Source organism: Lentzea sokolovensis, assembly GCF_033949975.1.
In the GTDB taxonomy this organism is placed as follows: Bacteria; Actinomycetota; Actinomycetes; order Mycobacteriales; family Pseudonocardiaceae; genus Lentzea; species Lentzea sokolovensis.
Map to the genome: position 1 here is coordinate 148,957 of NZ_JAXAVU010000016.1, position 23,749 is coordinate 172,705.

A 23,749-nucleotide genomic window follows, 5' to 3' on the forward strand; every position below is an offset into this window, starting at 1 on the left:
CGGCTGTGTCCCGACTGAAGCAGATCACCGAGGCGGTCCGCGACGCCGGCTCCCTCGGGGTGGCGGACCTGGCGACGATGACCGGCGCCTCCGAGATGACCATCCGCCGCGACCTGGAGGTCCTCGCAGCTCAGGGCGTTCTCGAACGCTATCGCGGCGGCGCCAGGAGTCTGTTGCTGCGCGGTGAGGAGCCGCCGTTCGCGCTGCGCTCGGACGAGAACATGGACGCCAAGCGCCGCATCGCCGCCGCCGTGGCCGGTCTGATCGCGGACGGCGAGTCCGTCGTCCTGGACAGCGGCACCACCTGCCTCGAAGTGGCCCGCCTGCTGCACGACCGGCGCCTGACCGTCATGCCGTTGTCGTTGCACGCCGTGAACGCGCTGTCTTCGTCGTCGACGCTCACGCTGCTCGTGCCCGGCGGCCGTCCCCGTCCCGGCGAACTCGCCCTGACCGGCCCGCTGACCTTGGCCTCGCTCCAGGCACTGCGCTTCGACACCGCGGTGATCGGCTGCTGCGGGCTTTCCGCCGAACACGGCATGACCGCCTTCGACCTGGAGGACGCCTCGGTGAAACGAGCCGCCATCACCTCGGCCCGGCGCGTGATCGCCGCCGTCGACGCCTCGAAACTGACCCGCACCGCCCTCGCCCACGTCGCCCCGGTGTCCGCGCTGCACGCCGTGGTCACCGACGCGGACGGCGACGACGGCCTGACCGCCGCGGGCGTCACGGTGGTGACGGCATGATCGTCCTGTTCGACATGTTCGGCGTGATCGCCCGCGACCAGTCGCCCGAGGTCATGGCCACGATGAGCACCGACGCGGACTTCTGGGACGCCTACTGGGCACACCGGCCCGGCTACGACCGCGGCGACTTAACGGCGGAGGAGTACTGGGCGCTCGTCGGCCACCCGCCGCTCGTGGAGAAGGACGTCGCGAGCTGGAGCCGCGTCGACTACGAGATGGTCGCGCTGCTGCACGAACTGCACAACGCGGGTCAGCGCATCGCGTTGCTGTCCAACATCCCCGAGGACCACGCGCGGAACTTCGAACGCACCTACGCATGGCTGGACCTGTTCGAGGTGTGCGCGTTCTCGTGCCGAATCGGGCACGCCAAGCCGGAACGCGCGGCCTTCGAGTGGTGCCGTGACGCGCTGGGCGACGACGACATCCTGTTCGTGGACGACCGGCTGGAGAACGTGCGAGCCGCCGAACTGACCGGGATGCGCGGGCACCACTTCACCGGCATCGATGGATTGCGCGAATTGCTCCGCACGACGCACGTGTAACAAAGATTCATTGGCGACCGAAGTCCGGGCATCGGTACAGCGGGAGGTCGTCCAATGCCCAAGATCAGCAGACGTACGGTTCTGAAGGCCAGTGGTGCCGCGGCCGCGTTGACGGCGGTCGGGGTCAACACCGGCACCGCGCACGCCGCCGCGCCAACGGGTGCGAGCTTCGTGAACATCATCGCGCACTCCGACGACGACCTGCTGTTCATCAACCCGGACATCCAGCCCGCGATCCTGTCCGGGTGTCCGGTGAGGACGATCATTCTCACCGCCGACGAGTTCAACGGCACCGACAACCTCACCCGCGAGCAGCTGTCCGCGGAGCTGCACAAGGGCCAGCGCAACGCCTACGCGTCGCTGGCAGGGGTGGCGAGTCAGTGGACCCGCACCGCGATGGTCGTCGCAGGCAAGACGGTCGAGGTCAACACGCTCGACGGCAAGCCGACCGTGCAGCTGATCTACCTGAACCTGCCCGACGGCGGTGACGATCTGCACGAGGACGCGACCAAGAACCTCTGGACGAACACCTCGTACAGCACCAGCACGATCGTCCCCACCGGCAGCCCGGCCAACCGCGTGCAGACCTACAAGCACGCCGACGTCGTGAACGTCCTGGTCGGACTCCTGCAGCAGTTCCAGGCGACGGTCGTGCGCTGCCAGGACCCGTTCCCCGACGACGTCCGCTACGCCAACGGCATGCCCGACCACCTCGACCACATCCACACGGCGAAGTTCGCGCAGAAGGCCGTGAAGTCCTACATGGGCCCGACCGGACGCCCGTACGCGCTGCTGGTCCGCTACCGCTGCTACAACACCCGCCAGGCGCCGGCGAACGTGCCGAGCACGCTGCGCACCCCGAAAACCGCCGCGTACAACAAGTACAAGGCGCAGGACCCGTTGAGCGGCGACGTGTTCGACGTGAACCTGTCCCGCTCCTACGAACGCTGGCCCGTCGCACCGCAGTGGTCCACGATGGACAGTGCGGGCACCGTCCACGCGTTCATCGTCGCGGGTGACTCGCTGATGTGGTGGCGCCAGCCCAACGGAGGCGCGTGGGTCGGCCCCACCGCGCTTCTGAACGGCTCGTTCGCGCCGGGCGTCGCGGTCGCCATGCGTGGCGACAACCGCCTGCAGCTCGCGGTGCTCGACCTGGACACGGCCGCGATCCGCACGTGCACGCAGACCGCGGCCGGCGCGCAGAGCTTCGGCGCCTGGACCTCGCTCGGCAACCCCAACAACTCCTCGCCCGCCTACCAGACCCCGGTCCTGGCCGTGTCGAACGGCCTGCTGGAACTGTTCGTGGTCAACAGGTCCGGCACGCTCGGCAACAAGTGGCAGGAGGGCACCGGCTTCAACAGCACGTGGGCCACCGCCGTCGGCGGCAACGGCAAGGCGATGTCGCAGCTCTCCGCCATCACCGCACCGGGCGGGCGCATGCACGTCTTCGGCGACGGCAACGGCCGGACGTTCCACTGGTACCAGAACGTCGGCGGCTCCACGATCTACCAGGCCCTGACGACCGGCGCGGAGAGCTCCGCCTCCGTCGGCGTCGCGTTGGACGCGAGCCGGGTCCGGGTCTTCAGCCGCCGCACCAACGACGGTTCCGTCGGCACGCTGCGCGAGCAGACACCGAACGGAACCTGGGAGACGACGCAGAAGAACATCGGCGGCATGGGCGGCCTCGGCCCGATCGCCGCCGTGACCTCCGGCGGACGCACGCTGGCCTTCGCGCGCAACAACGACTACGGCCTGAGCGTCGTGCGTCAGGACGCGGCCGGGAACTTCACGCCGTGGACCGACCTCGGCGGTTACGTCGAAGTCGGTCCATCAGCCGTGGTGGACGCACAGGGACTCGTGCGCGTGTTCATCCTCGGGGCCGACATGCGCCTGCGTTACCGCGTGCAGACGGCGGTCGGCCCGGACGCGCCGTTCGGCGACTGGGTCGTGGCGGGCAGCTAGTCACGTGGCAGGGTCCGGGCCCGCAGGTGGGCCCGCTCTCCCTGCCGGCCCAGCAGGCTCAGGAGTTCGACGGGGTGTTCGTCGGCGTTGCCGAACCAGTGAGGGGTCCGGGTGTCGAACTCCGCCGCCTCACCAGGCCCCAGAACGAGGTCGTTGTCGCCCAGCAGCAGCCGCAGGCGCCCGTCGAGCACGTAGATCCACTCGTAGCCCTCGTGACTGGACCGCTCAGGCTCGGGGGAGCGCGTCCGCGGCGAAAAGATCAGTTTGTAGGCCTGCGGGCTGCCCGCGCGCCGGGCGAGGGGCAGCATCGTCATGCCGTGCCGGGTGACGGGTGCGAGGCGCACGCGGGGGTCACCGGTCGGGGGCGCTCCGATCAGCTCGCCGATGTCCACGCGCAGCACGCGCGCGAGCGGGAGCAGCAGTTCCAGGGTGGGGCGGCGGTGGCCCGACTCCAGGCGGGAGAGCGTGCTCAGGGAGATGCCCGTGGTCTGCGCGAGCGCGGTCAGCGAGAGACCGCGCTGAGTGCGAAGCCCCTTCAGGCGGGGTCCGACTGCCGCCATCGTCGACGAGGTCTCGTCATCCATGCTCCCAACCTTGCCACCGCGGCAAGATTCTTCGCGGATCCGGGCGAACGGCCTGAAGCTGCTGTCAGGCCCACGGCACCACGGAGAAAGAAGCACGAACATGAGCAAGGACCTCGCCCGGCAGACCGCTCTGGTCACCGGCGCCACGGCCGGCATCGGCCGCGCCACCGCACTCGCGCTGGCCGGCCGCGGCGCCGACGTCATCGTGCACGGCCGCGACCGGGAACGTGCCGCCCGCGTCGTCCAGCAGATCGAAGCCCTGGGCGTCCGCGTCCGCTTCGAACCCGCCGACCTGTCCGACCCCACCGAGGTGACCGCGCTGGCCGAACGCGCCGGAGACGTCGACGTCCTGGTCAACAACGCGGGCATCTTCCGCTTCGCCCGCACCTCCGACACCGACCTGGCCACCTTCGACGTCCACATCGCCGTCAACGTCCGCGCCCCCTATCTCCTCGTCCAGGCGCTCGCGCCCGGCATGGTCGAACGCGGCCGCGGAGCGATCGTCAACATCAGCAGCGGCGCCGCCACGACCCCCGGCGCGGGCAGCGGCGTCTACGGCGCCACCAAAGCGGCACTCGAATCCCTCACCCGAGTCTGGGCAGCCGAGTTCGGGCCTTCCGGTGTCCGGGTCAACGCCGTTGCCGCCGGCCCCACCCGCACCGAGGGCACGTCCGGCTTCGGCGAGGCGTTCGAATCCGTCGGACGGTCCGTCGCGCTCCAACGCCTCGCCGACCCCGAGGAGATCGCCGCGGCTGTCGCCTTCATGGCGTCCCCGCAGGCCAGCTACGTCAACGGCACCGTCCTCAGCGCCGTGGGCGGGCTTCCCGCCCACGGCTGACGCGAGGTGCTGCTTCTAGACCAGCGACGACCAGTAGAACCAGAACGCCTGCAACACTCCGGCCGCGATCACCAGGTACCACAGGATCAGCACGACGCTGTGGAACTGGAACTCCGGCCGGATGTTGCGGAGCGTCGTGTACCAGAAGATCGGGATCATGACCGCCCACACGACCATGCAGTACGGGCACAGCGCGCCGATCTCGTACAGCGACTGGAACATCAGCCAGTGCACGAACAGCACGCCGAACGTCACCCCGACCTGCAACCCGATCCACACCCACGACGGCAACGACACCCCGGCGACCAGCAGCACGCCGAGTGTCGCCACCACCGCGAAGCCCGCGACGCCGATCAGCGGGTTGGGGAACCCGAACACCTCGGCCTGCGCGGTCTTCATGATCGAGCCGCAGCTCAGCACCGGGTTGATGCTGCACGTCGGCACGTAGAACGGGTCCTTGAGCAGCGCGATCTTCTCGATCGTGAGCACGAACGACGCGACGAGCCCGACGAACCCGCCGACCGCCAGCACCCAGGCGACGATCCGGTTCACGAACGCACCTTCTCGATGGCTGCCTTGAGGCCGTCGTAGGTGGGCGCGCCGGTGAACTTGGTGCCGTTGATGAAGAACGTCGGCGTGCCGGTCACGCCCGCCTTGCTGCCTTCGGTGCGCTGGGCGAGGACGCGGTCGCGCAGCGCCTGGTCGTCCAGGGCCTTCTCAAAAGCGGCCGCGTCGAGCCCGAGCTCCTGCGCGAACCCGCTGAACACCGCGCGCTGCGACGTCTGCTGCCCGCCCCACTCCTGCTGCGAGTCGAACATCAGCCGGAACATGTCGTCGCGCTTGCCCTGCGCCCCCGCCGCCTCGACCGCGACGGCCGCGAGCTCGGCGTTGCGGTGGCTGGGAATCGGGAAGTGCCGCACGTCGAACGTCACGCGGTCGCCGTACTCGGTCTTCAACCTCTCGACGCCGGGGTAGGCGGCGCGGCACGACGGGCATTCGAGGTCGAGGTACTCGACGACGGTCACCTTGCCGTCGGCGGACTGCGGCGCCGCGGTGGTGTCGTTGCGGCTGAAGAGGAAGAAGCCGGCGACCACGACCGCCACGACGGCGACGATGATCAGGGACAGGCGAGCGTTCTTGGACATGACGAAGAAACCTCCACGAAGGCGTGATGGACCGAACCAGCGAACGGGTTCGGTCTAGGCGCGCAGCACGCAGAGCTGCGCCAGCCGCACTTCCAGCCGACGTGAAGGGGGAGAAAGAACTGAAGGCAGGCGCGCTGTGAGCACCTGGAACGAGCCGGACCGCCGCGCCACGGCGAACCCGATCAGCACGGCGAGCGCCACCACCAGGCACGCGCCCGCGACGAGGATGCCCTCGATCAGCCCGCCGTCATCGGCCTGGGCGGAGTGGACGACCGCGTGCGTGCTCGACGTGGGGCACTGCGCGGTCCAGGCGAACTCCGTCTCGCACGGGGTGCCCTGCATCATCGCGACCCCGGCCACCAGCGCGAGCACGGCGAAAACCCGCGCGAGATACGCGCGGGTTCGCGAGCTGGTGGTGCCGGGCACGTGATCCAGAGTAGCGATTCCCGTCCTAGGCTCGTGCGCATGGGGGAGAAGTTGCACGAATCAGACAGGCTGGTGATCGCCGGAGAGCCGGTGCCGGAGGAGTTGGCACCACTTGACTTCCACGCGGGCGGCAGCATCCCCGGCCTGTTGCGTGCCTTCCTGCCGTTGAACCCCGACGGACGGTCCGAGGTGCGCGCTCTGGTGCGGTCGCTGCCGCAGCGGGAACGCACTGATCCCACCAGCATCACGCACGCGTACGACGCCGAAGGTCCCGGTCCGCTCGTCATGCGCCTGCTGCGCAACCGGAACATGAACCAGGTCGCCGTCGCGAAGTCGGTCTTCATGGTGACCACGGGTCGCCGGTGCTGGGCGGCCTCGACCTACGCGAAGATCGGCCACGGCACCAAGGAGCTCACGCCTGACCTGCTCGGCGACTTCTCCGCGCTGCTCGACGTTCCCGCCACCGACCTCGCGACGCTGACCGGCATCACGCCGGACCCGGCCCCGGCGGACGTCGGCGGCCTCGTCTGGGACCTCCGGCGCCTCACCAGGGACCAGATCGAGCACGTGATCAAGGCCGCCGAAGCCCTGGCCTAGTTCCAGAACGCCAGCCGATGCTCGGCCGCGTAGTCGACCGGCCCGATGGCGCCCGGAGCCAGCGACTGCACGTACTGGCCCTCCGAGAACCGCGGCCACCCCGGCGTTCCGGTGCGGGCGAAGTCCGTCCAGGCCTTGATCATGTGGTCGGACAGGCCGCGGTCCTTGGCGAAGTCCGCCTCGGGGAACAGGTACTCGATGTCGGACGAGTGGTTCGCGCCGTGCAGTTCAGGCGGCATCGACGGGTCTGTGGCCGCGTTGCGATCGGCGAACTCGAACGCGTAGACGGGCGCCTTCTTCGCGTACAGCATGTTCTGGCGGAACGTCGCCCTCGCCCACATGCGGTCCGTCAGCAGTGACGCCCACGCCTGCTTCGGCGACGCGAACGCGCTGACCGGGTATTCGCGCTCGATCTCGGCCGCGCGGTCGGGGAACGCCTCCCGGACGAGCCGCGAGTAGTCCTCGGCGGACATCGGGTCCGGCCGGAACAGGCCGACGAAGCTGTTGTGCTCGTCGCGGGTCGCGCCGGCCAGGATCGGCACGTCGGCGAACTCGCCCGCTTCCAGCGACTCGGCCGGTAGCCGGGGGAGCAGCGAGCCGCCGTAGCCGACGGACTGGAAGACGTTCATGATCTGCGGGTAGTCCAGCAGCTTCTCCACCGGCAGTCGCCGCAGGCACTCGACGTCCGCGCAGCCCAGCTCGCCGCTGATCATCGCGCCGATCTCCTGGATCTCCGGTACCGGCCGCCACGCGAGCGACGGCAACGCCTCCAGGTCCGGGAACCAGGCGCCGCGAGGCACGTCCACGAGCGTGAACGAGCTGTGCATGATCGCCTTGTGGAAAAGCGGCTTCGGCCCGATCAGGTGCGCGCTCACCGCGGTCGCCCCGAAGGACACCCCGAACAGCGTCACGTTGCCCGGATCCCCGCCGAAGCCGGAGATGTTGCGTTGGACCCACTCCAACGCCGCGCGCTGGTCGAGCAGCCCGAACTCACCGGAGTGCTCGAGACCCGGCAGGCCGAAGCCGCCGAACACGCCCATCCGGTAGTTGAACGTCACCACGACGACGTCCCCTTGCCGCGCAAGGCGTTCCGCGTCGAAGAAGTGCCCGGCCCCGATCGCGCCGTCGCCGTGCACCCACACCAGCACCGGCTTGCGGCCGGCCGCCGAAGGCGTCGTGACGTTGGCGAACAGGCAGTCCTCGTCGGTGCTCTTCGTCTCGGAGTAGCTGGACCCGACCTGCGGACACGGACTGCCAGGCTTGAACGCGTCCCGCACCCCGCTCCACTCCGCGGCGCGCACCGGCGGCTCCCAACGCGCCGCACGGGCGTACGGAACCCCCTGGAACCGCAGATGCCCGTCCCGCACCTCACCCCGAACCTGCCCGGTGTCGGTCGTGACGACGTCCGATGGCATGGCTTCCCCCTTCCCACACGCGCTGAGCAGCAGTGATGCGGCAACTAGCAACGTCCCCCGACGCATGGCTAACCCCTTGTCGCTAGGTCGACGACCGCGACCAACTCCCTTTCGCAGACGTCGAGATCGAGTGACCCGGACCGCTGCACGACGCTGTTGCGCAGCGCGAGGACGAACACGGCCATGACGTCCGGGTCGAACGCGCGGAACTCGCCGGCGGCCTGCCCCTGTCGGAGCAGAGTGGCGAGCCCTGCGTGATCGGAGTCGGCGATGCCCCCGTCCGTCACCGCCGCGTGGGCCTTGATCCGCAGGAACGCCACCATGTCCGCGCGGTGCTCGCGCAGAAACGCGATGTTGGCGACCAGGAACGCCCGCAGTTCCTCGCGAGCGCCCGCCTGGTTCATCCGCGTGCTCACGAACCCTTGGAAGCGCTCCAAGATGTCCGCGAACACGACGTCGACGAGCTCCTGCTTGTTCTTGAAGTGGTACGAGATCAGGCCCGTGCTGCTCAGTCCGGCCCGCGCCGCGATCGCCTTGAACGACGTCTCCGCGTAGTCCAGCTCCGCGATCGTGGCGATCGCCGCCGCCACGATCTGCGCTCGCCGGGCCTGCTCGGTCACGGACTTTGCTCGCATGAGCAAAACTTAGCACGGCTGAGCAAAACCGATGGCGATGCTTTCTAGACTGGATCTGTGACCAGGAAGTCCCCGCAGGAGAAGAAGGCGCTGAGTTACGCCAAGGACCACCGCAACAGCTACGGCGAGAACGACAAGAGCTCTCGCAAGAACATCCCCAGGAACAAGCGCAACAACGTCCGTGCGGATCGGCGCCGTGAGCACCTGGTGCTCGCCCAGTCCCAACCCGACGACGTCGAGTCCGAGCTGAAGCGCCGACGCACCAAGAAGGCGTACTGGAGCAAGTGGAGCGACTCGCCGCTCGCCGAGATCGTGGCCCGCGCGCTGCGGCGGCGGGCCCGCGTGGGCATCATCGACTCCGAGCAGGCCGAGGCCAAGATCGCCAAGCTGCCTCGGGCTCGCCGTCGTTGACTATGAAACTCGTGCGTCCCGCAGCACCTCAGTCGAGGTCGGACAGGTCCAGCACGAAGCGGTAGCGGACGTCGCCGCGTTCGAGCCGGTCGAGGGCCTCGGTCACGCGGGCCGACGGGAGGGTCTCGACGTCGGCGACGATGCCGCGGGCGGCGCAGAACTCCAGCATGGCAGTGGTGGCGGGAAGGCCGCCGCTGCCTCCGGAGCTCAGCTTCTTGCGGCCGATGAGCAGGTCCATCGTCTCCACGGTGACGGCGCCGAGGTAGCCGACCTGGCTCAGCGTCCCGTCCACGGCCACCAGCCTGAGATAGGGGGCGAGGTCGTGGGCCACGGGGATGGTGTCGATCAGCACGTCGAACCGGTCGCGCGACGCCGCCGCGCTGTCCGGGTCGGTGGACACGACGACGTCACGGGCACCCAGACGGATCGCGTCGAGTCCGCCCAGGCCGGCCACCGCGACGCGCGTCCCCGGACCGACGCCCAGGGCGCGCAGCGGTTCCCACACGGTGATCCCGGCGCACAGCAGCGGCGCCGCGGCCGCCGGGTCCAGCCCGGACGGCAGGGGATGGACGAACCGGTCGCGGACGACGTACTCGCGGGAGAAACCGCCCAACGTCGTCGTCCCGTCGTGGCGATCGGTGCCGCCGTAGGTGAGCGTGGGGAACTCACGGCAGAAGTTCTCCTGACCCGCCGTGCACATCGTGCACACGCCGCACGAGTCGACGATGTTGCCGACGGCGACGGAATCGCCGACCCGGAACGCCGTCACGTCCGGACCGATCTCGATCACCACGCCGGTGAACTCGTGCCCCGGCACGAGCACGTCCTCGCCGTTGTGCCCGCGCACGGCGTGCAGGTCGGTGTGGCAGACGCCGCAGAAGTCCACCCGTACCGCGATGTCGTCGCGCCGCAGGTCACGCCGCGAGATAGGTACCTCGTGCAACTTGGTGGGTCCGTCGGCCTGCCAGCCGGTGGTGCTGCGCATGACTCTCCCTCAAACAGACTGTTCGGTCTATTTCAAGGTACCCACAGAAGGGCGGCAAAGTAAACCGACTGTTCTGTCGGTACAGTTCGGCCATGTCCGACCAGCAGCTGACCGCCCGTGGCGCGGCCACGCGGCAACGCATCATCGACGTGGCCACCCGCGAGTTCGCCGAGCACGGCATCGCCGGAGCCCGCATCGAACGCGTCGTCGCCGCGGCGCGCACCAACAAGGCCCAGCTCTACGCCTACTTCGGCAACAAGGAAGGGCTGTTCGACGCGATCTTCTTCGGCTCGCTGGAGCGGATCGTCAACGTCGTGCCCATCGACGCCGCCGACCTGGCGGACTGGGCCGTGCGCCTCTACGACGAGTACCTCGAGCGCCCCGACCTCATCCGGCTCGCGACCTGGGCCCGTCTGGAACGACGCCCGGCCGGTTACCTGGTCGCCGACGCCGATCGCATGGACCAGAACAAGCTCCAGGCGATCACCGAGGCGCAGCGGGCAGGGCTGATCCGGGACGGCGATCCGTTCGACCTGATGGCCATGGTCATCGCGATGTCGATGGCGTGGTCGCCGGTCAGCAACGTCTACGCGGCCACGAGCGACGAGCCCGCCGAGACCCACGACCGCCGCCGGGACCTCCTGCGCGACAGCGTCCGCCGAGCCGTCGCGCCGAACTAGGCCACGATCGGCGGCCGGCAGGCCAAAATCAACTTCCATGACCACCAGGCAGCAGCAGCCCCTGCGACCGCTTCGCCGATGGGTGATCGTGGTGTGCGGCGTGCTGGCCGTCGTCGTGACCGCCGCGGTGCTCGTCTGGCTGCTCGCCGAGGCAGGCAGCGACCCCGGCCGCCGCATCGAGGCGATCAAGACCGGCTTCACCGTCGGGCTGGCCGGCGGCGGCAGCATCGTGCTGTTCCTGGCGGTGCGCCGGCAGTGGCACCAGGAGGTCGTCGCCGTCATCACCGCGCGCGACGCCGACGAACGGCGCCTCACCGACCTCTACGTCAAAGCCACCGAGCACCTCGGCTCACCGCTGGCCCAGGTCCGCATCGCCGGCCTCTACGCGCTGGAACGCCTCGCTCAGGAGAACCCGCACCAGCGTCAGGTCGTCACCGACGTCATCAGCGCGTACCTGCGCATGCCGTTCGCGGACGGCGACGACGACCTGGAGACCCAGCAGGAACTGCACGTCCGCCGCTCCGCGGGCACGATCCTCACCACCCACCTGCGCGAACCGGAGTTCTGGGGCGTCAAGGTCGACCTCAGCCGCGCGGTGCTCGTCGACTTCAACGCTCGCGGCTGCGTGTTCACCGGCGGCCTCAACTGCGAGAAGGTCGTCTTCCACGGCGTGGCCCGCTTCACCGACGCCCGTTTCGCCGGTGTCGCCAGGTTCGTCGACGCCGACTTCCGCGACACCAGCCGGTTCACCGGCGTGACCTTCGAGGACGACGTCCTGTTCAGCGGAGTCCGCTCTCGCGACTCGCGCTGGTTCCTCGGCGCCAGGCTCACGAACCACAAGGCGGTGCTGGAGATCCCCGGATTCCACGTCGAACCCGACGGCACCATCAAGCCCGACGCACCAGCCCGATGAGGTGATCGACGGCCGCACCCAGGTCAGCGGGCCCGTCGACGGCGATGCCGGAGCCACCGAGCCGCTGCAACGGGGCGATGTCGATGTCCACCCGGTCCCCGACGCTCCACGTCCCCTCCGCCGGCACCCCGAGGCGGTCGAGCACCACCTGGAACGCGCCGGGATCGGGCTTCGGCGTGTCGCGCGAGTCCTCGGAGCTGAACACCTCCGTGAACCCCTCGGTCCCGATGCCGACCTTGCCCAGGATGGCCTCCATGGATCCCCTGGTGTTGTTGGTGAGCAACACGATCGGCACCACCTCGCGCAGCCTGCCGAGCTCCCGGACGACACCGTCGTCGCGGCGCAGTCCGTCCGCGATGGACAGATGCGTCTCGCGGTACTCCAACCACTGCGCGACGTCGAACCCGTTGGCCCGCACGAACGACGTCGTCGACGTACCGGACCAGTTCGTCCGCATCGCCTCCCGCAGTTCGGCCACCTTCGCCTCCGCGTGCGCCTCGGAAGCGCCCTGCAACTCCACGAACATCCGGCCGATCACGGCGAGCACCTGCTCCGCGTACGCCTCCTTCGGATACAGGGTTCCGTCGAGGTCGAACACGACGAGCCGAGGTGCGGATCCAGTGCCGAGAACGTCGATCATGCGCCTACCCAACCACGCCCATGACTTTGGAAGATGTCCAAACAGCATGCTTTCAGGTTGACCTGCGGCGAATGGGTGGAGCCAAACGGAACGCCGCCTCTACCGTCCCTGCATGCCTTTGCGGAGATCAACGGTGCGCGGCCGCGAGTTCGGTGACGCGATCCGGGCGCTGCTTCGGGCGGCCGACCTCACCAACCGGGCCGCCGCCGAATTGCTGGGCTGGCAGGAAGCCAAAGTCTCGGAACTGGTCAACGGCAAGGAAGGCGTGAGCGACGTCGACCTGGCCAAGCTCCTGGGCCTGCTGCGCACGCCGCCCGACGAGTTCGACCACCTGATGGCGCTTCACCACGAGACGCACCAGCGCGATTGGTTGCAGCCCGCCAAGTCAGGCGTCACGGACCGAGCGCGCACACTGCGCGAACACGAGAAGATAGCGACGGGCGTGACCGGCTGGTCGATGAACGTCGTGCACAGTCTGGTGCAGGCGCCTGACTACATGACGCACATCATCAACGCATCGACACGGCTGTCCGTCGACGAACGCCCCGCTGTGATCAGCAATCGGATCGCACGGCAGAACGCTGCTCTCGACGGCGATCGGGCGGTCACGATCTACCTGCACGAGCAGGCGCTTCGGCTGCCAGTCGGAAGCCCAGACGTCATGGCGGACCAACTTCACCATTTGCTTCGTGTGTCAGTCAGGCCTTATCTCACGCTTCGTGTGATTCCCACGGCGTTTGGTCCGCACGCCGGGCTGGCAGGCTCGTTCGACATGCTGACCTTCAAGAAGATCCCGCCGCTCGTCTTCGTGGAGAGTGAGGGCGCTACCGTGTTCCTGGAAGATCAGCCTTCGGTCGGTCTCTACGAAGACGTGTTGAAGTCACTCGGACGGACGGCGTTGGACGAGGCACAAACCCGGAAGCTGGTCACCGACATCATCGGTGGGGAGGCTTGCGGTGACCTGGTGGCGGAAGAGTAGTTACAGCACCCCAGACATGAACTGCGTGGAAGTGGGCTGTGGCGTCGGCATCCGGGACAGCAAGTCCCCGTCCGTCGAACTCCCGCTCACGGCCCACCAGTGGGCACCACTCCTCCGCCTGGTCAGGACTCATCCCACGGCGAGGTGACGGAGTCGTCCCACTCGTCCTCGAAAGCGGGTCGCGGTCGCACCGGCTCCGGCAGCACGGGCGGGTCGAGCAGGGTCGCCGCGACGGCGAGCGTCTGCTCGGCCTCGGCGAGTTCCGCGGGTGACACCGTCTGCATGAGCTGGGGTGCCTCGGCAGCCGCGGTGGCGAACAGGTCGCGGTAGGCGAGGCTTCCCGCTGCCGCGCCCATGGTCATCCGGCCGGACAGCACCTCCTGCGCCATCTCGCTCACCGGCTGGCCCGGCGCCGACCGGACGAGGTGGCGCAGCATCGCCTCCCGCAGCCGTGGCCCGTCGACGTCGCTCACAGCGGTGATCCCGGGGAGAGCAGCATCCTGGGCGGTTTGACGTCGCGCAGGCGGCCGAACTCGACGGCGTGGACCAGGCCGACGATCCCCGCCGCACGGTCCTTGGCCTTGCCCCACAGCGACATGGCCTCGGTGACGAGTTCGAGGATCTGGGTGGCGTAGTAGGCGATGAGCGCGATGGTGGCGCCACGCTGGAAGCCACGGCTCATTCGCAACGACATGGTGGCGCCGAGCCACAGGCCGGCGGCTTCTGCCAGGGAGGCGGCGACCGAGGCGAGTGCCTCGTTGAACTTCTGCGCCGCCTGTACGCCGGCCTCGTAGTGCTCGGTGAGTTTCGCGCAGATCGGGACGAAGCCGCTGACGGAGCGGGCGAGTTCGGAGAGGTACTGCTGGGCCTCGTCGGAGGCGTTGCCGCGCCACACGGAATCGGTTTCGGCGCCCGCGCGGCCGATGTTGGCGCCGATCTGTTCGCAGGCCGCGCCCACCTGCTTCCACACCGTGACGCAGCGGTGGTAGGCGACCCAGTCGCCGCTGAGCCAGCGCACCATCGCCTCGAACGGGTCACTGCCTGCCACCGTGACGCAGACGCCGCGCAGAGCGGCGACCGGGCTGAAGAGGTCTGACGAGGGGTCGTACTTGAAGAGCGGTCCGTCGTCCGCGGGGCGGTCGGGTTGCTTGAAGTGGTCGGACGGTTCGGCGACGTCGCTGAACGCCGGGCCGCGCAGGGCTTTCTCGTAGCGGCTGAAGTCCGGACGTGACATGGACGGGTCAAGGCCGCGGAACAGCTTGTCCAGCCGCTCGCGCGCTGCCTCGTCCTCGCGCATGTAGGTGTCGACGGTCTGGGTGATGGCTTTCGCGACATACCCGCCGCGCACCGAGATCGCCTCCATCGCGCCGCGCACGAGTGCGTAGGCGTGTTCGTGGGAGGCCATCGTGTCGAGCAGGACGCCTTCTTCGGGCAGCGTGAGGTTCGCGTACTTCTCGACGTGGCGTTGCCCTGCCGCGCCGTCGTCACCGGCGCGCTGCAGTTGGTCGGCGAGTTTCCCCAGTGATGCCGGTGATTCCAGAAAGAATGCGGCCACTCACCCAGTGGACCAGTGCGGGACCGGCGGGGCGATCAGGCAGGCGGCGTAACCGGTTCAGCGCACGCCGACGTCGTTCCACGCCTCCCGTACGACGTTCGCCACGTCGTTGCCGAACAACGCCTGCGCGCTCGCGGTGGTGGCCACGGCGGCGTCGGTGAAGTTCGAGTTCACGCGGAGTTTCGTGGCGAGCGCGTCGTACCAGACCTTGCCCGCGCGGTCCCAGGCGTTGCCGCCGAGCCGTGTCGCCGTGAGGTGGAACGCCTTGTTGGGGATGCCGGAGTTGATGTGCACGCCGCCGTTGTCGTTGCGCGGGTTGCCGTCGTCGGGCAGGTCGACGTACGAGCGCATGTGGGCGGGCTGGCGGTCGAGCTGGTGCGCGCGGCCGGGGTCCTTCATCGACCGCAGTGCGACGCCCTGGAGCTGGGTGCCGAGGATGCCCGCGCCGATGAGCCAGTCGGCCTGGTCGGCGGAGTGTCCGAGCGCGTGCTGCTTGACCAGGGAACCGAAGACGTCGGCCATCGACTCGTTGAGAGCGCCGGACTGCTTCCGGTAGCGCAGGCCGGCCGTGTACTGCACGACGCCGTGCGTGATCTCGTGCCCCACGACGGTGATGTCGCGGGCGAGGGCGCCGGGCTGGAAGACCTTGCCGCTGCCGTCGCCGTAGACCATCTGGGTGCCGTCCCAGAAGGCGTTGTCGAAGTCGCGTCCGAAGTGGACGGAGGAGACGAGGTTGAGGCCGTTGCCGTCGACGCTGTGGCGGCCCAGGACGTCGCGGTAGAAGTCGTAGGTCCGGTCGGCGTTGTCGAACGCGTCGTTGACGGCGGTGTCGTCGATGAGACCGTCGCCCTCCTTGCGGCGCAGGACGCCGGGCAGGGTGCGTTCGTCGCCGCCCTGGACGTCGTGCACCGCCTTGAACTCACCGGCCGGGCCGCGCAACTGGGCGGCGTTGAGGTCGAGGAACTGCACGGCCTCGGTGAGCGTGGCGCGCTGGGCGCGCAGCGTGGCGGAGGCGAGCAGGGTTCTGATGGAGTCGCGGATGTCGACGTTGCCGGTTTCCGCGAGTTCGATCTGCAGGTGTGCGGGCAGGATGAAGCAGGTCATGGGCGTGTTCCCCCTCTTTCCGTATCTGGGAAGAGGGAGCGCGCCGCACGGAAATACAGATCAGCCGCGGGCCCACTGCGTGACGACCGCCGTGCCGTCGAGCGCCGTCACCCGGATGCGGACCAGGCCCGGCGGCACCTCGGTCACCATGAACCAGCCGTCGGTGATCGGCACCGCCCGGCGCGATCGGGGCGTCTCCACCACCGCCTCGCCCGCGGCGCCGGTGACGAACCCGCGCACGACGTCGTCGATGATCTCCAGGCTGACCGTGACCCGGTCGGACTCGAACGCGAGCGACAACGGCCCGTCGCCGCGCACCAGTGCCTCGGACTCGACCAGCTCGGCGAGTTCGGCGTCGAGCGTCCGCAACGCCAGGGCGGCGCTGCCGTCGCGCAGCACGCCCGCGGGGACCGGGTCGAACTCGTCGGCGGCGGCGCGCAGGACGTCGAGGAAGTCGTCGTCGTTCATGACCGGCCCTCCAGCAGCTCGTTGCCCCTGACCAGCACTTTCAAGCGTCCCAGGCAGCGCTGGCGGATCGGCCCGATGCTGCCGACCGGCATGTCCAGCGCCAGCGCGACCTCGGTGTACGCGGGTGGCGGCGAGGCCATCAACACCCGCAGCAGGCGCCGGCAGCGGTCGGGCAGCTGCTCGAAGACCTGCCAGAGCGCGGCGTTGCGTTCACCGGCGAGCAGGGCGTGGTCGACGTCCGGCGCGGGGTCGGGGGAGTCGGCGATCTCCTCGGCAGGTTCGGGCAGGCGCCCGGCGCGTCGCAGCAGCTGCAGGCACTCGTGCCGCGCCGTCGTGGAGAGCCACCCGGCGAGCCGTTCGGGCTCGGCGATGCGGTCGAGGTGTTCGACGAGCTTGATCCACGTGCACTGCACCGCGTCCGCCGCGTCGGCGTCGCCCAGCCGGTAGCTGCGAGCGATCGACCACAACAGGCCGCTGAACTGCCTGACCAGGGCGTCCCACGCCGTCTGGTCACCACGCCCGGCCGCGGCCAGCGACGCCGATATGTCCATGCGGACATGATGCTCCTCAAGGCCGCTCAGATTCGTCGTTCGAATCCGTTCGTCGTGTTTCGCGAAATTGCCGCCCGTGAGCGCCATCACAGGTGCATGCTGTGTCCACCAGCTCAACCCGAGGACTGATGACCATGACGAGTGCGACCGCGGGCTCCCGCCACAACTGGGACTCCGACCTGGAGCGCTACCGAACGAGGGCGGTCCAGGTGCTCGACACGCACCTGCCCGCGACGACCGGCTGCACCGAATGCGGCGACCCGTGGCCCTGTGCCCGCGCCTGCAGTGCGGAGCTCGTCCTCGAACTCTGACACCTACGAGTTCACTCGATCGAGGAACGCGCGGACCCCGGACACCATCCGTTCGACCTGTTCGTCGACCGTGATCGACTCCTTGAACCGCGAGCCGGGCCCCGCGCTTTTCTTCCCGCGCAGGTACAACGAACACCGCAGGTCGGCGCACACGTAGACGCCGACCGTGTTGCCCAGTTGCCCGGACTTGCCGGCCTTGCGCGCGGACATCAGCGACACGCCGTCACCGGAATGCGTGGTCAGGCACCACGAGCACATCGTCTTGCGAGCCCGCCCGGCCTGCTGCGCCCGCCGCAGCGCGATGCCGGTGAGCCGCCCGTCCAGCTCGATCACCAGATACGAGCGGTCGGGCGCGGCCGGGTCGGTCCACCCCAGAAAGTCCAGGTCGTCCCACGGCCGTTCGCCCAAATCCTTGGGTACGTGCATGCGCTTCGCCTCGCCCTTGGTGGAATTGACGAAGGACGCGCGTATGTCGTGTTCGGTCAGCGGCTTCATAGCAGGGACGCTAGGCTTACCTAGAGGTCCTAGGCAAATTATTAAGGACCCTAGGAAGGGTGACGGATGGCACGTGCGGGGCTCACGGCCGACCGCCTCACGCAGGCGGCGGCGGACCTGGCGGACGAGGTCGGCTTCGAGAACGTGACGGTGTCCGCCCTGGCCCGCCACTTCGGCGTGAAGGACGCCTCGCTCTACTCGCACATCCGCAACGCCCAGGACCTGCGCGTCCGCCTGGCCGTCCTGGCGCTGGCCGAACTCGCCGACCAGGTGGCCGAGTCGATCGCGGGTCGTTCGGGCAAGGACGCCCTGGTCGCGTTCGCCAACGCCTACCGCCGCTACGCCCACGAGCACCCCGGCCGCTACTCGGCGACGCAGATGGCGCTCGACCCGGACACGGCGGCGACCAGCGCGGCCGGCAAGCACTCCGAGATGACCCGCGCGATCCTGCGGGGCTACGACCTGTGGGAACCCGACCAGACCGATGCCATCCGGCTGCTGCACAGCACGTTCCACGGGTACGTGTCGCTGGAACGCGCCGGGGCGTTCCACAGCCATCCGCGCGGGGTCGAGGCGTCGTGGCTGCGCGCGCTGGACGCGCTGGATTCGTTGCTCAGGGCGTGGCCGCCGGGCTAACCTCACGCCCATGATCGACAGAATCGAGTCCCGCGTCCGCGCATGAGCGGATCCCTGTACGAGCACGCGCTCGCACTGCACCGTGAGTTCCCCGGCGAACCGCTGCCCAGAGACGGGTACCCGTTCCCGGACGAGGACTTCTACCGGGCCACCACCCAACGCATCCGCAGGCGAACCCGCGACCAGCGCAAGATCGGTGTGGACGTCGCATCGGCGCTGGACGAGCACTTCTCGACGAACTCCTCACCCGCGGAGCTCGCCGGCACGCTGGCAGACCTGCACGTCCCGATCCACCACAACGACCACATCGCCGCCGCGGCACTGCGCGCCGACCGATCGCAGGCACGGCGGACCGGCCGGTGGCTCGTGCGGCACAGCGGCAACCGGCGTGCCGCCGCTGTCGGACTGGCCCTGCTCGCGGCCGACTACGACGAACGAGACATCCCGCTGATCCAGACGATCGGGCTGCTCTCGGACCACTTCGGCCCGCTCGCCGCCGACGCTCTGGCTCGCCGCCAAGGCGGCATCGAGGCGTTGACCTGGCTGGGCGACCGGATCTCCGGCTGGGGCCGGGTCTACGTCGTCGAGACGTTGTGCAGGACCGGCGGCGCTCGTGAGTGGCTGCTTCGCCGCGCGTGCGACGGGGATTTCCTCAACGCCTACTTCGCGGCCCAGGTCGCCACCGCCTCCCATCTGCTCCTGGCCATCAGCGCGGACGACGCCGACGAGGAGATCATCGACCACACCGGGCGACTGCTGGGCATCCTGACCTGGTGCGAAGGGATGGGCTCCGACCTGTGGCACTACCCGCCCGCCGTGGCACTGGTCGAGGCCTACACCCGGCACGTCACCCGACTACCTACCACCGAGGCTCGCCTGCACCACCGCACTCAGCTCGCCGAGGCCCTGCGGAAGGTTCCGCTGACAGGTCTCGACACTTCAGCTGTGGTCAGCGCACTGCTTGGATGAACTCCATGCGAGCCCTGCTGCTCTCCCTGCTGCTGACCATCTCCGTCGCGACGCCCGCCCACGCCACCAGCGGGTTCGTCGTGCTGCGCGACGTCGACCCCACAATCCAGCACGACATCCGCTACTACACCGCGCACAACTTCGTCGGCACCCGAATCGACGGCTACCGCGCGCCCCTGTGCATCCTCACGAAGCAGGCCGCGAAGGCGTTGCGGACCGTGCAGCGCGGGATGCTCAAACAGGGCTACACGCTCAAGGTCTACGACTGCTACCGCCCGCAACGCGCCGTCGACCACTTCGTGCGGTGGGCGCGCGACCTCGCCGACCAGCGGATGAAGCCCGAGTTCTACCCGCGCGTCGACAAGACGCGGTTGTTCGAGGACGGCTACATCGCCGAGAAGTCAGGCCACAGCCGCGGGTCGACGCTCGACCTGACCATCGTCAAGCTGCCTGCACGGCACCAGCGCCCGTACGTGCCCGGCGAGCGGCTGGTGGACTGCGCGGCGCCCAACCGGTTCCCCGACAACACCGTCGACATGGCCACCGGCTACGACTGCTTCGACACGCTCTCGCACACCGACGACCCGCGCGTGACCGGGCAGGCGCGCGAGAACCGGCAACTGCTCAAGTCGGCGATGGTCAGCGCCGGGTTCCGCAACCTGGCCGAGGAGTGGTGGCACTTCACGCTCAACGACGAGCCGTTCCCGGACACCTACTTCAACTTCCCCGTGGCGCGCTGAACGTTCGGCGCAGGTCACTCACCCACGCGTTCGGGTTCTCCCACGGGATGAAGTGGCCGCCGTGCTCGTGGGCGTTCACGTTGACGTGGTTGAAGTAGCCGGCCAGCGGTCCGGATTTGAACGCCTGAACGCGTTCGGCGGCGGTGTGGATGCCGGGCGGGTTCTCGTAGGTGACGAAGGTGAGTCCGGTCGGGGCCTGCACGACCGGCTTGCGGTCGTGCGACGGCGTCCACGGGTAGCGGTTGGCGTTGGCGTAGTAGCGCATCGACGTGGCGATGGAGTTGTTCGCCCAGAAGATCGTGGCGTGGGTGAGCAGGTCGTCCTTGGTGAAGACCGACTCGACGTCGCCGCCGTTGTCGCTCCACGAGGTCCAGCGTTCCAGCAGCCAGGCGAGCAGGCCCGCCGGTGAGTCGCTCAGGCCGTGGGCGAGGGTGGCGCCGTCGAGCATGTGCGCGGTGAGGTGGGGTGCCCAGCGGTGGTCGAGTTCGATGGTGCGGGCGCGGGCGGCCGGATCGTCGGGCAGCGGGCGGTTTCGGGCGAAGTCCCAGGCGCGGTCACCGCTGAAGAAGTCCAGTGGCAGGCCTGAGCCGATGTGGATGCCGTACAGCGAGTCGGCGTACTTGTGGCCGAGCTGGCTGGAGATGATCCCGCCGATGTCGCAGCCGCCGGCCGCGTACTTCTCGTGGCCGAGGATCTCGGTCATCAGGGCGTGCCAGAGGTCGGCGACCTTCCAGAAGTTGACGTCCGGGAAGCCGGTGAGCGGGCCGGGGAAACCGAAGCCCGGCAGCGACGGCACGATGACGTCGAAGTCGTCGGCGAGCGGGTCGATCACCTTCGACCAGTGCCAGAACGTCCACGGCCAGCCGTGGGTGAGGATCAGCGGGATCGGTCGCGGGCTGCGGCTGGGCTTGCGCATGAAGTGGATCGGGACGCCCGCTACCGTCACCTCGTGGTGCTCGTAGGTGTTGATGGCGGCCTCGGCCTTGCGCCAGTCGAACCCGTCACGCCAGTGGTCGACGAGTTCGCGCAGGTAGCTCGCCGGGACGCCGTAGGACCAGTCCTCGTTGCCCTCGTCCAGCGGTGAACGGGTCAGCGCCAGACGGGCTCGCAGGTCGTCGAGGACCTCGTCGGACACGTGGATCGGCGTGGGTTCCAGTGGGAAGAGCACGCTTCGACGATAGTGATCACACGTGTCCGACCGAGTCCTAGGAGTGCGCCGCCCCGATGGGCGGAAGGTCCCTGGTCGTGTCGGCGACCTGGGTGAACTTCGCCGTCAGGGGAGACAGCAGCGACGAGGTCATGGCCTTGTCGGCCAGGCGGCGCAGGGCCAGCCCGAGCCGGGTGCGGGGGTAGGCGATCGGCACGATCCAGCGCGGGAGGTTCTGGACGTCGTCGACGAGCGGCCGCATCCACTTCTCGTAGGCCGCGAGCCCTTCCTCGAACCGGTCTCCCGAGGTGGACAGGCACGCTGCCAGCACGTATCCGCTCACGAGCGCGAGCGAGGCGCCACCGCCACCCATCGGGGTCACGCACCAGGCAGCGTCACCGGCGAGGCACACCCTCCCGCGGTGCCACACCGGCATGCGGATCTGGGTGAGGTGGTCGACGTAGACGTCGGCGGAGGTGTCGAACCCGTCGAGCACACGCCGCGCCTCCCAGCCCGCGTCGGCGAAGTGGTGCCGGAACTCGGCCAGTGCGTCCGCGCGATCGAGCCGGGTGACGTCAGCGGCTCGGGCGTGGGCGAGCATGGCGCGGGTGGTGCCGTGGTTGTCGGGGCGCAGGTGGACCTGACGCCCTCCCGTGGTGGTGTACCAGCGCCACCGGCTGTCGTCGGAGGCCGTGCGGGGGATCGTGCCGAAGACCATGGAGATGCCGAGGTCGCGGCGGTCGACCAGGTCTCCGAAGAGCCGGTCGCGGGTGGCCGAGCGGACTCCTTCGGCGAGGACCAGCAGGTCAGCGCTCAGAACGCGTCCCGAGGCGGTGGTGACGGTCACCGCGTCGGTGTCGTCGGCGACCTCGGTGATGATGTCGCCGTAGGTGATCTCGACCCCTTCCGGCAGGTGCTCCAGGATCGTGCGGGCGAAGTCGCCGCGAAGGACCTCGAACTCGGCGGTCGCGCCGTCCGGGCCGTTCGAGGGAAGCTCGGCGAGCACCCGGCCGTCCGTGTCGACGAAGACCGTGCCCGTCTCGGTGGTGTTCTGCTCCTTCACGGCCTCGGCCAGCCCCATCCGGGCGAGCACCTCGCGTCCGACGCCGCGGACGTCGACGTTCTGCCCGCCGTCGCGGAACGCCTCGGCGCGTTCCAGCACGGTCACCTGCCATCCTGTGCGCCGCAGCCAGTACGCGGCCGAGAGGCCCGCGATGCTCGCACCGGAGATCACCGCGTGTCGTGCAGCCATCTAGAACTCCCCTGTCAGTAGCTTTGTCACAAAGCTACTTTGGAGCGAAGGCGTGTGCATGACAGAGAGCGACCCGCTGACCGCGGACTGGACGCCGGCGCAGATCGAGGTGATGCACCGCCTGCGCGACTGGGTGATCGACTTCGGCGAGCTCAACCAGCACCTCGCCACCTGGATGCGACTGCCGGGAGCCGATGCCAACGCGCTGAGCCAGATCGTCTGGGCGGCCGAGACGGGCACCCCGCTCTCCCCGGTGCAGTTGTCCCGGCAGATCGGCATGACGACGGGCGCGACCACCATCTTGCTGAACCGGCTCGAAGCCGCGGGCCACGTCCACCGCACGCGAGAGAGCACCGACCGCCGCCGCGTCACTCTCCGCCCCACGCCAGCTGCTCGGCAGCGCGCCCGTGAGTTCCTCGGCCTGGCCGGCACCGAGATCGCGAACGTCCTCCACACGACGCCGCCGGCTGAACTCCGCACCGTCGCGACGTTCCTGGCGAGGATGTCCGCGGCCGCGGACGAGGCGAACGAGCGTCTTGGCCGGAGCAGCTGAAACGTCCGCTACAGACGTGGCCGGGTCAGCAGTCGCGACAGCACGATCGCGCTCTCGGTTCGGTCCACGGGTGCTGTCGAACGCACGCGCTGGATGGCCTGTTCCAGGTGCGGGATGTCCCTGGCGAGCATGTAGAGCATCGCGTCGGCAGCTCCGGAGACGGTGCACGCCTCGATGACCTCGGGAATGTCGTGCAACGCCTTGGTCAGTTCGGCCGGGGTGGGGTTGCCCTTGCAGTAGACCTCCACGAACGCCTCGGTGTGCCAGGCCATCGCCTGCGGATCCACCAGCGCGCTGAAGCCGCGGATCGCACCGGTGGAAACCAGGCGGTCGAGCCGTCTCTTGGCGGCGGACGGCGACAGGCCGGCCTCCTTGCCGATCTCGGCGTAGGTGGCGCGGGCGTCGCGCAGCACGCACCGGATGATCGCTTCGTCGATGTCGTCCATGCGCAAAGAATTGCCACAGAGCCCCGT

32 protein-coding genes are annotated in these 23,749 nt (G+C 69.1%); 15 read left to right on the top strand and 17 right to left on the bottom strand.

Features of this window, described 5'->3' with window-relative positions; all coding sequences use genetic code 11:
• Nucleotides 1-5: 5 nt before the first annotated feature.
• From SK854_RS40945 to SK854_RS40955, 3 genes are read left to right on the top strand one after another with little or no spacing between them, the layout of a single operon-like run.
• Nucleotides 6-743, top strand: coding sequence for a DeoR/GlpR family DNA-binding transcription regulator (locus tag SK854_RS40945; protein WP_319980527.1), 738 nt, complete (start codon nt 6-8; stop codon nt 741-743).
• Nucleotides 740-1,285 carry an HAD family hydrolase gene (locus SK854_RS40950; protein ID WP_319980528.1) on the top strand — a complete coding sequence of 182 codons (546 nt, stop codon included), beginning with the start codon at nt 740-742 and terminating at the stop codon, nt 1,283-1,285. Before SK854_RS40945 ends, SK854_RS40950 begins: the two co-directional genes overlap by 4 nt.
• Nucleotides 1,286-1,339: 54 nt before the next feature.
• Nucleotides 1,340-3,247 carry a twin-arginine translocation signal domain-containing protein gene (locus SK854_RS40955; protein WP_319980529.1) on the top strand — a complete coding sequence of 636 codons (1,908 nt, stop codon included), beginning with the start codon at nt 1,340-1,342 and terminating at the stop codon, nt 3,245-3,247.
• Here the strand turns inward: SK854_RS40955 and SK854_RS40960 are convergent.
• Nucleotides 3,244-3,831 (bottom strand): helix-turn-helix domain-containing protein, encoded by a 588-nt coding sequence (locus SK854_RS40960; protein ID WP_319980530.1) that lies wholly within the window; start codon nt 3,829-3,831, stop codon nt 3,244-3,246. The two genes, SK854_RS40955 and SK854_RS40960, sit on opposite strands and share 4 nt — an antisense overlap.
• Nucleotides 3,832-3,931: 100 nt before the next feature.
• On the opposite strand from SK854_RS40960, the gene SK854_RS40965 reads away from it, so the two are divergent.
• The gene (locus SK854_RS40965; protein WP_319980531.1) at nt 3,932-4,669 is read left to right on the top strand and encodes an SDR family NAD(P)-dependent oxidoreductase; all 738 of its coding nucleotides are present in this window, start codon (nt 3,932-3,934) and stop codon (nt 4,667-4,669) included.
• Nucleotides 4,670-4,684: 15 nt separating this feature from the next.
• Here SK854_RS40965 and SK854_RS40970 read toward each other — a convergent pair whose 3' ends face one another.
• Genes SK854_RS40970 through SK854_RS40980 form a run of 3 tightly spaced genes read right to left on the bottom strand, consistent with a single transcriptional unit; the run spans nt 4,685 to nt 6,240 of the window.
• Nucleotides 4,685-5,221, bottom strand: coding sequence for a vitamin K epoxide reductase family protein (locus SK854_RS40970; RefSeq protein WP_319980532.1), 537 nt, complete (start codon nt 5,219-5,221; stop codon nt 4,685-4,687).
• Entirely contained in the window at nt 5,218-5,814 is a 597-nt protein-coding gene (locus SK854_RS40975; protein ID WP_319980533.1) for a DsbA family protein, read from the bottom strand. Before SK854_RS40975 ends, SK854_RS40970 begins: the two co-directional genes overlap by 4 nt.
• 54 nt (nt 5,815-5,868) lie before the next feature.
• Nucleotides 5,869-6,240, bottom strand: a complete 372-nt coding sequence (locus tag SK854_RS40980; RefSeq protein ID WP_319980534.1) for a hypothetical protein — start codon at nt 6,238-6,240, stop codon at nt 5,869-5,871.
• 39 nt (nt 6,241-6,279) lie between these two features.
• Between SK854_RS40980 and SK854_RS40985 the strand changes: the two genes are divergently transcribed.
• Nucleotides 6,280-6,837 carry a hypothetical protein gene (locus SK854_RS40985; protein WP_319980535.1) on the top strand — a complete coding sequence of 186 codons (558 nt, stop codon included), beginning with the start codon at nt 6,280-6,282 and terminating at the stop codon, nt 6,835-6,837.
• Here SK854_RS40985 and SK854_RS40990 read toward each other — a convergent pair.
• Both SK854_RS40990 and SK854_RS40995 read right to left on the bottom strand, forming a co-directional pair.
• Nucleotides 6,834-8,252, bottom strand: a complete 1,419-nt coding sequence (locus SK854_RS40990; RefSeq protein WP_319980536.1) for a carboxylesterase/lipase family protein — start codon at nt 8,250-8,252, stop codon at nt 6,834-6,836. The two genes, SK854_RS40985 and SK854_RS40990, sit on opposite strands and share 4 nt — an antisense overlap.
• A gap of 68 nt (nt 8,253-8,320) precedes the next feature.
• The gene (locus tag SK854_RS40995; RefSeq protein ID WP_319980537.1) at nt 8,321-8,887 is read right to left on the bottom strand and encodes a TetR/AcrR family transcriptional regulator; all 567 of its coding nucleotides are present in this window, start codon (nt 8,885-8,887) and stop codon (nt 8,321-8,323) included.
• Between the two features lie 57 nt (nt 8,888-8,944).
• On the opposite strand from SK854_RS40995, the gene SK854_RS41000 reads away from it, so the two are divergent.
• On the top strand, nt 8,945-9,298 hold the full coding sequence (locus SK854_RS41000; protein WP_319980538.1) for a hypothetical protein: 354 nt from the start codon (nt 8,945-8,947) through the stop codon (nt 9,296-9,298).
• Nucleotides 9,299-9,326: 28 nt separating this feature from the next.
• Here the strand turns inward: SK854_RS41000 and SK854_RS41005 are convergent, their stop codons facing one another.
• A complete protein-coding gene (locus tag SK854_RS41005) occupies nt 9,327-10,283 on the bottom strand; it encodes an NAD(P)-dependent alcohol dehydrogenase (RefSeq protein ID WP_319980539.1) in 957 nt (318 codons plus the stop codon).
• Nucleotides 10,284-10,375: 92 nt separating this feature from the next.
• Between SK854_RS41005 and SK854_RS41010 the strand changes: the two genes are divergently transcribed.
• Entirely contained in the window at nt 10,376-10,963 is a 588-nt protein-coding gene (locus SK854_RS41010; protein WP_319980540.1) for a TetR family transcriptional regulator, read from the top strand.
• Nucleotides 10,964-11,000: 37 nt separating this feature from the next.
• Complete coding sequence (locus tag SK854_RS41015; RefSeq protein WP_319980541.1) at nt 11,001-11,876, top strand: pentapeptide repeat-containing protein; 876 nt, start codon at nt 11,001-11,003, stop codon at nt 11,874-11,876.
• On the opposite strand, the gene SK854_RS41020 is transcribed toward SK854_RS41015, so the two are convergent.
• Nucleotides 11,851-12,516 carry an HAD family hydrolase gene (locus SK854_RS41020; RefSeq protein WP_319980542.1) on the bottom strand — a complete coding sequence of 222 codons (666 nt, stop codon included), beginning with the start codon at nt 12,514-12,516 and terminating at the stop codon, nt 11,851-11,853. The two genes, SK854_RS41015 and SK854_RS41020, sit on opposite strands and share 26 nt — an antisense overlap.
• A 133-nt stretch (nt 12,517-12,649) precedes the next feature.
• Here SK854_RS41020 and SK854_RS41025 point away from each other — a divergent pair, with 133 nt between their 5' ends.
• Nucleotides 12,650-13,495: a helix-turn-helix domain-containing protein gene (locus tag SK854_RS41025; RefSeq protein ID WP_319980543.1), complete on the top strand. Its 846-nt coding sequence runs from the start codon at nt 12,650-12,652 to the stop codon at nt 13,493-13,495.
• A 16-nt stretch (nt 13,496-13,511) separates the two neighbouring features.
• The gene (locus tag SK854_RS41030; protein WP_319980544.1) at nt 13,512-13,643 is read left to right on the top strand and encodes a DUF397 domain-containing protein; all 132 of its coding nucleotides are present in this window, start codon (nt 13,512-13,514) and stop codon (nt 13,641-13,643) included.
• Here SK854_RS41030 and SK854_RS41035 read toward each other — a convergent pair.
• Genes SK854_RS41035 through SK854_RS41055 form a run of 5 tightly spaced genes read right to left on the bottom strand, consistent with a single transcriptional unit; the run spans nt 13,618 to nt 17,173 of the window.
• Nucleotides 13,618-13,968: a hypothetical protein gene (locus SK854_RS41035; RefSeq protein WP_319980545.1), complete on the bottom strand. Its 351-nt coding sequence runs from the start codon at nt 13,966-13,968 to the stop codon at nt 13,618-13,620. The genes SK854_RS41030 and SK854_RS41035 overlap by 26 nt on opposite strands.
• Nucleotides 13,965-15,050 (bottom strand): hypothetical protein, encoded by a 1,086-nt coding sequence (locus SK854_RS41040; protein WP_319980546.1) that lies wholly within the window; start codon nt 15,048-15,050, stop codon nt 13,965-13,967. Before SK854_RS41040 ends, SK854_RS41035 begins: the two co-directional genes overlap by 4 nt.
• Nucleotides 15,051-15,107: 57 nt before the next feature.
• A complete protein-coding gene (locus tag SK854_RS41045) occupies nt 15,108-16,154 on the bottom strand; it encodes a M4 family metallopeptidase (RefSeq protein ID WP_319980547.1) in 1,047 nt (348 codons plus the stop codon).
• Between the two features lie 60 nt (nt 16,155-16,214).
• Nucleotides 16,215-16,622: a hypothetical protein gene (locus tag SK854_RS41050; RefSeq protein ID WP_319980548.1), complete on the bottom strand. Its 408-nt coding sequence runs from the start codon at nt 16,620-16,622 to the stop codon at nt 16,215-16,217.
• Nucleotides 16,619-17,173, bottom strand: coding sequence for an RNA polymerase sigma factor (locus SK854_RS41055; RefSeq protein ID WP_319980549.1), 555 nt, complete (start codon nt 17,171-17,173; stop codon nt 16,619-16,621). Before SK854_RS41055 ends, SK854_RS41050 begins: the two co-directional genes overlap by 4 nt.
• Before the next feature lie 134 nt (nt 17,174-17,307).
• Between SK854_RS41055 and SK854_RS41060 the strand changes: the two genes are divergently transcribed.
• Entirely contained in the window at nt 17,308-17,484 is a 177-nt protein-coding gene (locus tag SK854_RS41060) for a hypothetical protein (RefSeq protein WP_177320742.1), read from the top strand.
• Nucleotides 17,485-17,487: 3 nt separating this feature from the next.
• On the opposite strand, the gene SK854_RS41065 is transcribed toward SK854_RS41060, so the two are convergent.
• Nucleotides 17,488-17,979, bottom strand: coding sequence for an FBP domain-containing protein (locus SK854_RS41065; RefSeq protein ID WP_319980550.1), 492 nt, complete (start codon nt 17,977-17,979; stop codon nt 17,488-17,490).
• 66 nt (nt 17,980-18,045) lie between these two features.
• Here SK854_RS41065 and SK854_RS41070 point away from each other — a divergent pair, with 66 nt between their 5' ends.
• From SK854_RS41070 to SK854_RS41080, 3 genes are read left to right on the top strand one after another with little or no spacing between them, the layout of a single operon-like run.
• Complete coding sequence (locus SK854_RS41070; RefSeq protein ID WP_319980551.1) at nt 18,046-18,615, top strand: TetR/AcrR family transcriptional regulator; 570 nt, start codon at nt 18,046-18,048, stop codon at nt 18,613-18,615.
• 42 nt (nt 18,616-18,657) lie between these two features.
• A complete protein-coding gene (locus SK854_RS41075) occupies nt 18,658-19,584 on the top strand; it encodes a hypothetical protein (protein ID WP_319980552.1) in 927 nt (308 codons plus the stop codon).
• A 5-nt stretch (nt 19,585-19,589) separates the two neighbouring features.
• Nucleotides 19,590-20,324, top strand: a complete 735-nt coding sequence (locus SK854_RS41080; RefSeq protein WP_319980553.1) for a M15 family metallopeptidase — start codon at nt 19,590-19,592, stop codon at nt 20,322-20,324.
• Here the strand turns inward: SK854_RS41080 and SK854_RS41085 are convergent.
• A complete protein-coding gene (locus tag SK854_RS41085; protein ID WP_319980554.1) occupies nt 20,302-21,492 on the bottom strand; it encodes an epoxide hydrolase family protein in 1,191 nt (396 codons plus the stop codon). The genes SK854_RS41080 and SK854_RS41085 overlap by 23 nt on opposite strands.
• A gap of 37 nt (nt 21,493-21,529) precedes the next feature.
• Entirely contained in the window at nt 21,530-22,723 is a 1,194-nt protein-coding gene (locus SK854_RS41090; protein WP_319980555.1) for an FAD-dependent monooxygenase, read from the bottom strand.
• Between the two features lie 58 nt (nt 22,724-22,781).
• Between SK854_RS41090 and SK854_RS41095 the strand changes: the two genes are divergently transcribed.
• Nucleotides 22,782-23,276: a MarR family winged helix-turn-helix transcriptional regulator gene (locus SK854_RS41095; protein ID WP_319980556.1), complete on the top strand. Its 495-nt coding sequence runs from the start codon at nt 22,782-22,784 to the stop codon at nt 23,274-23,276.
• A gap of 8 nt (nt 23,277-23,284) precedes the next feature.
• Here the strand turns inward: SK854_RS41095 and SK854_RS41100 are convergent, their stop codons facing one another.
• Nucleotides 23,285-23,722, bottom strand: coding sequence for an Lrp/AsnC family transcriptional regulator (locus tag SK854_RS41100; RefSeq protein ID WP_319980557.1), 438 nt, complete (start codon nt 23,720-23,722; stop codon nt 23,285-23,287).
• Nucleotides 23,723-23,749 lie beyond the last annotated feature (27 nt).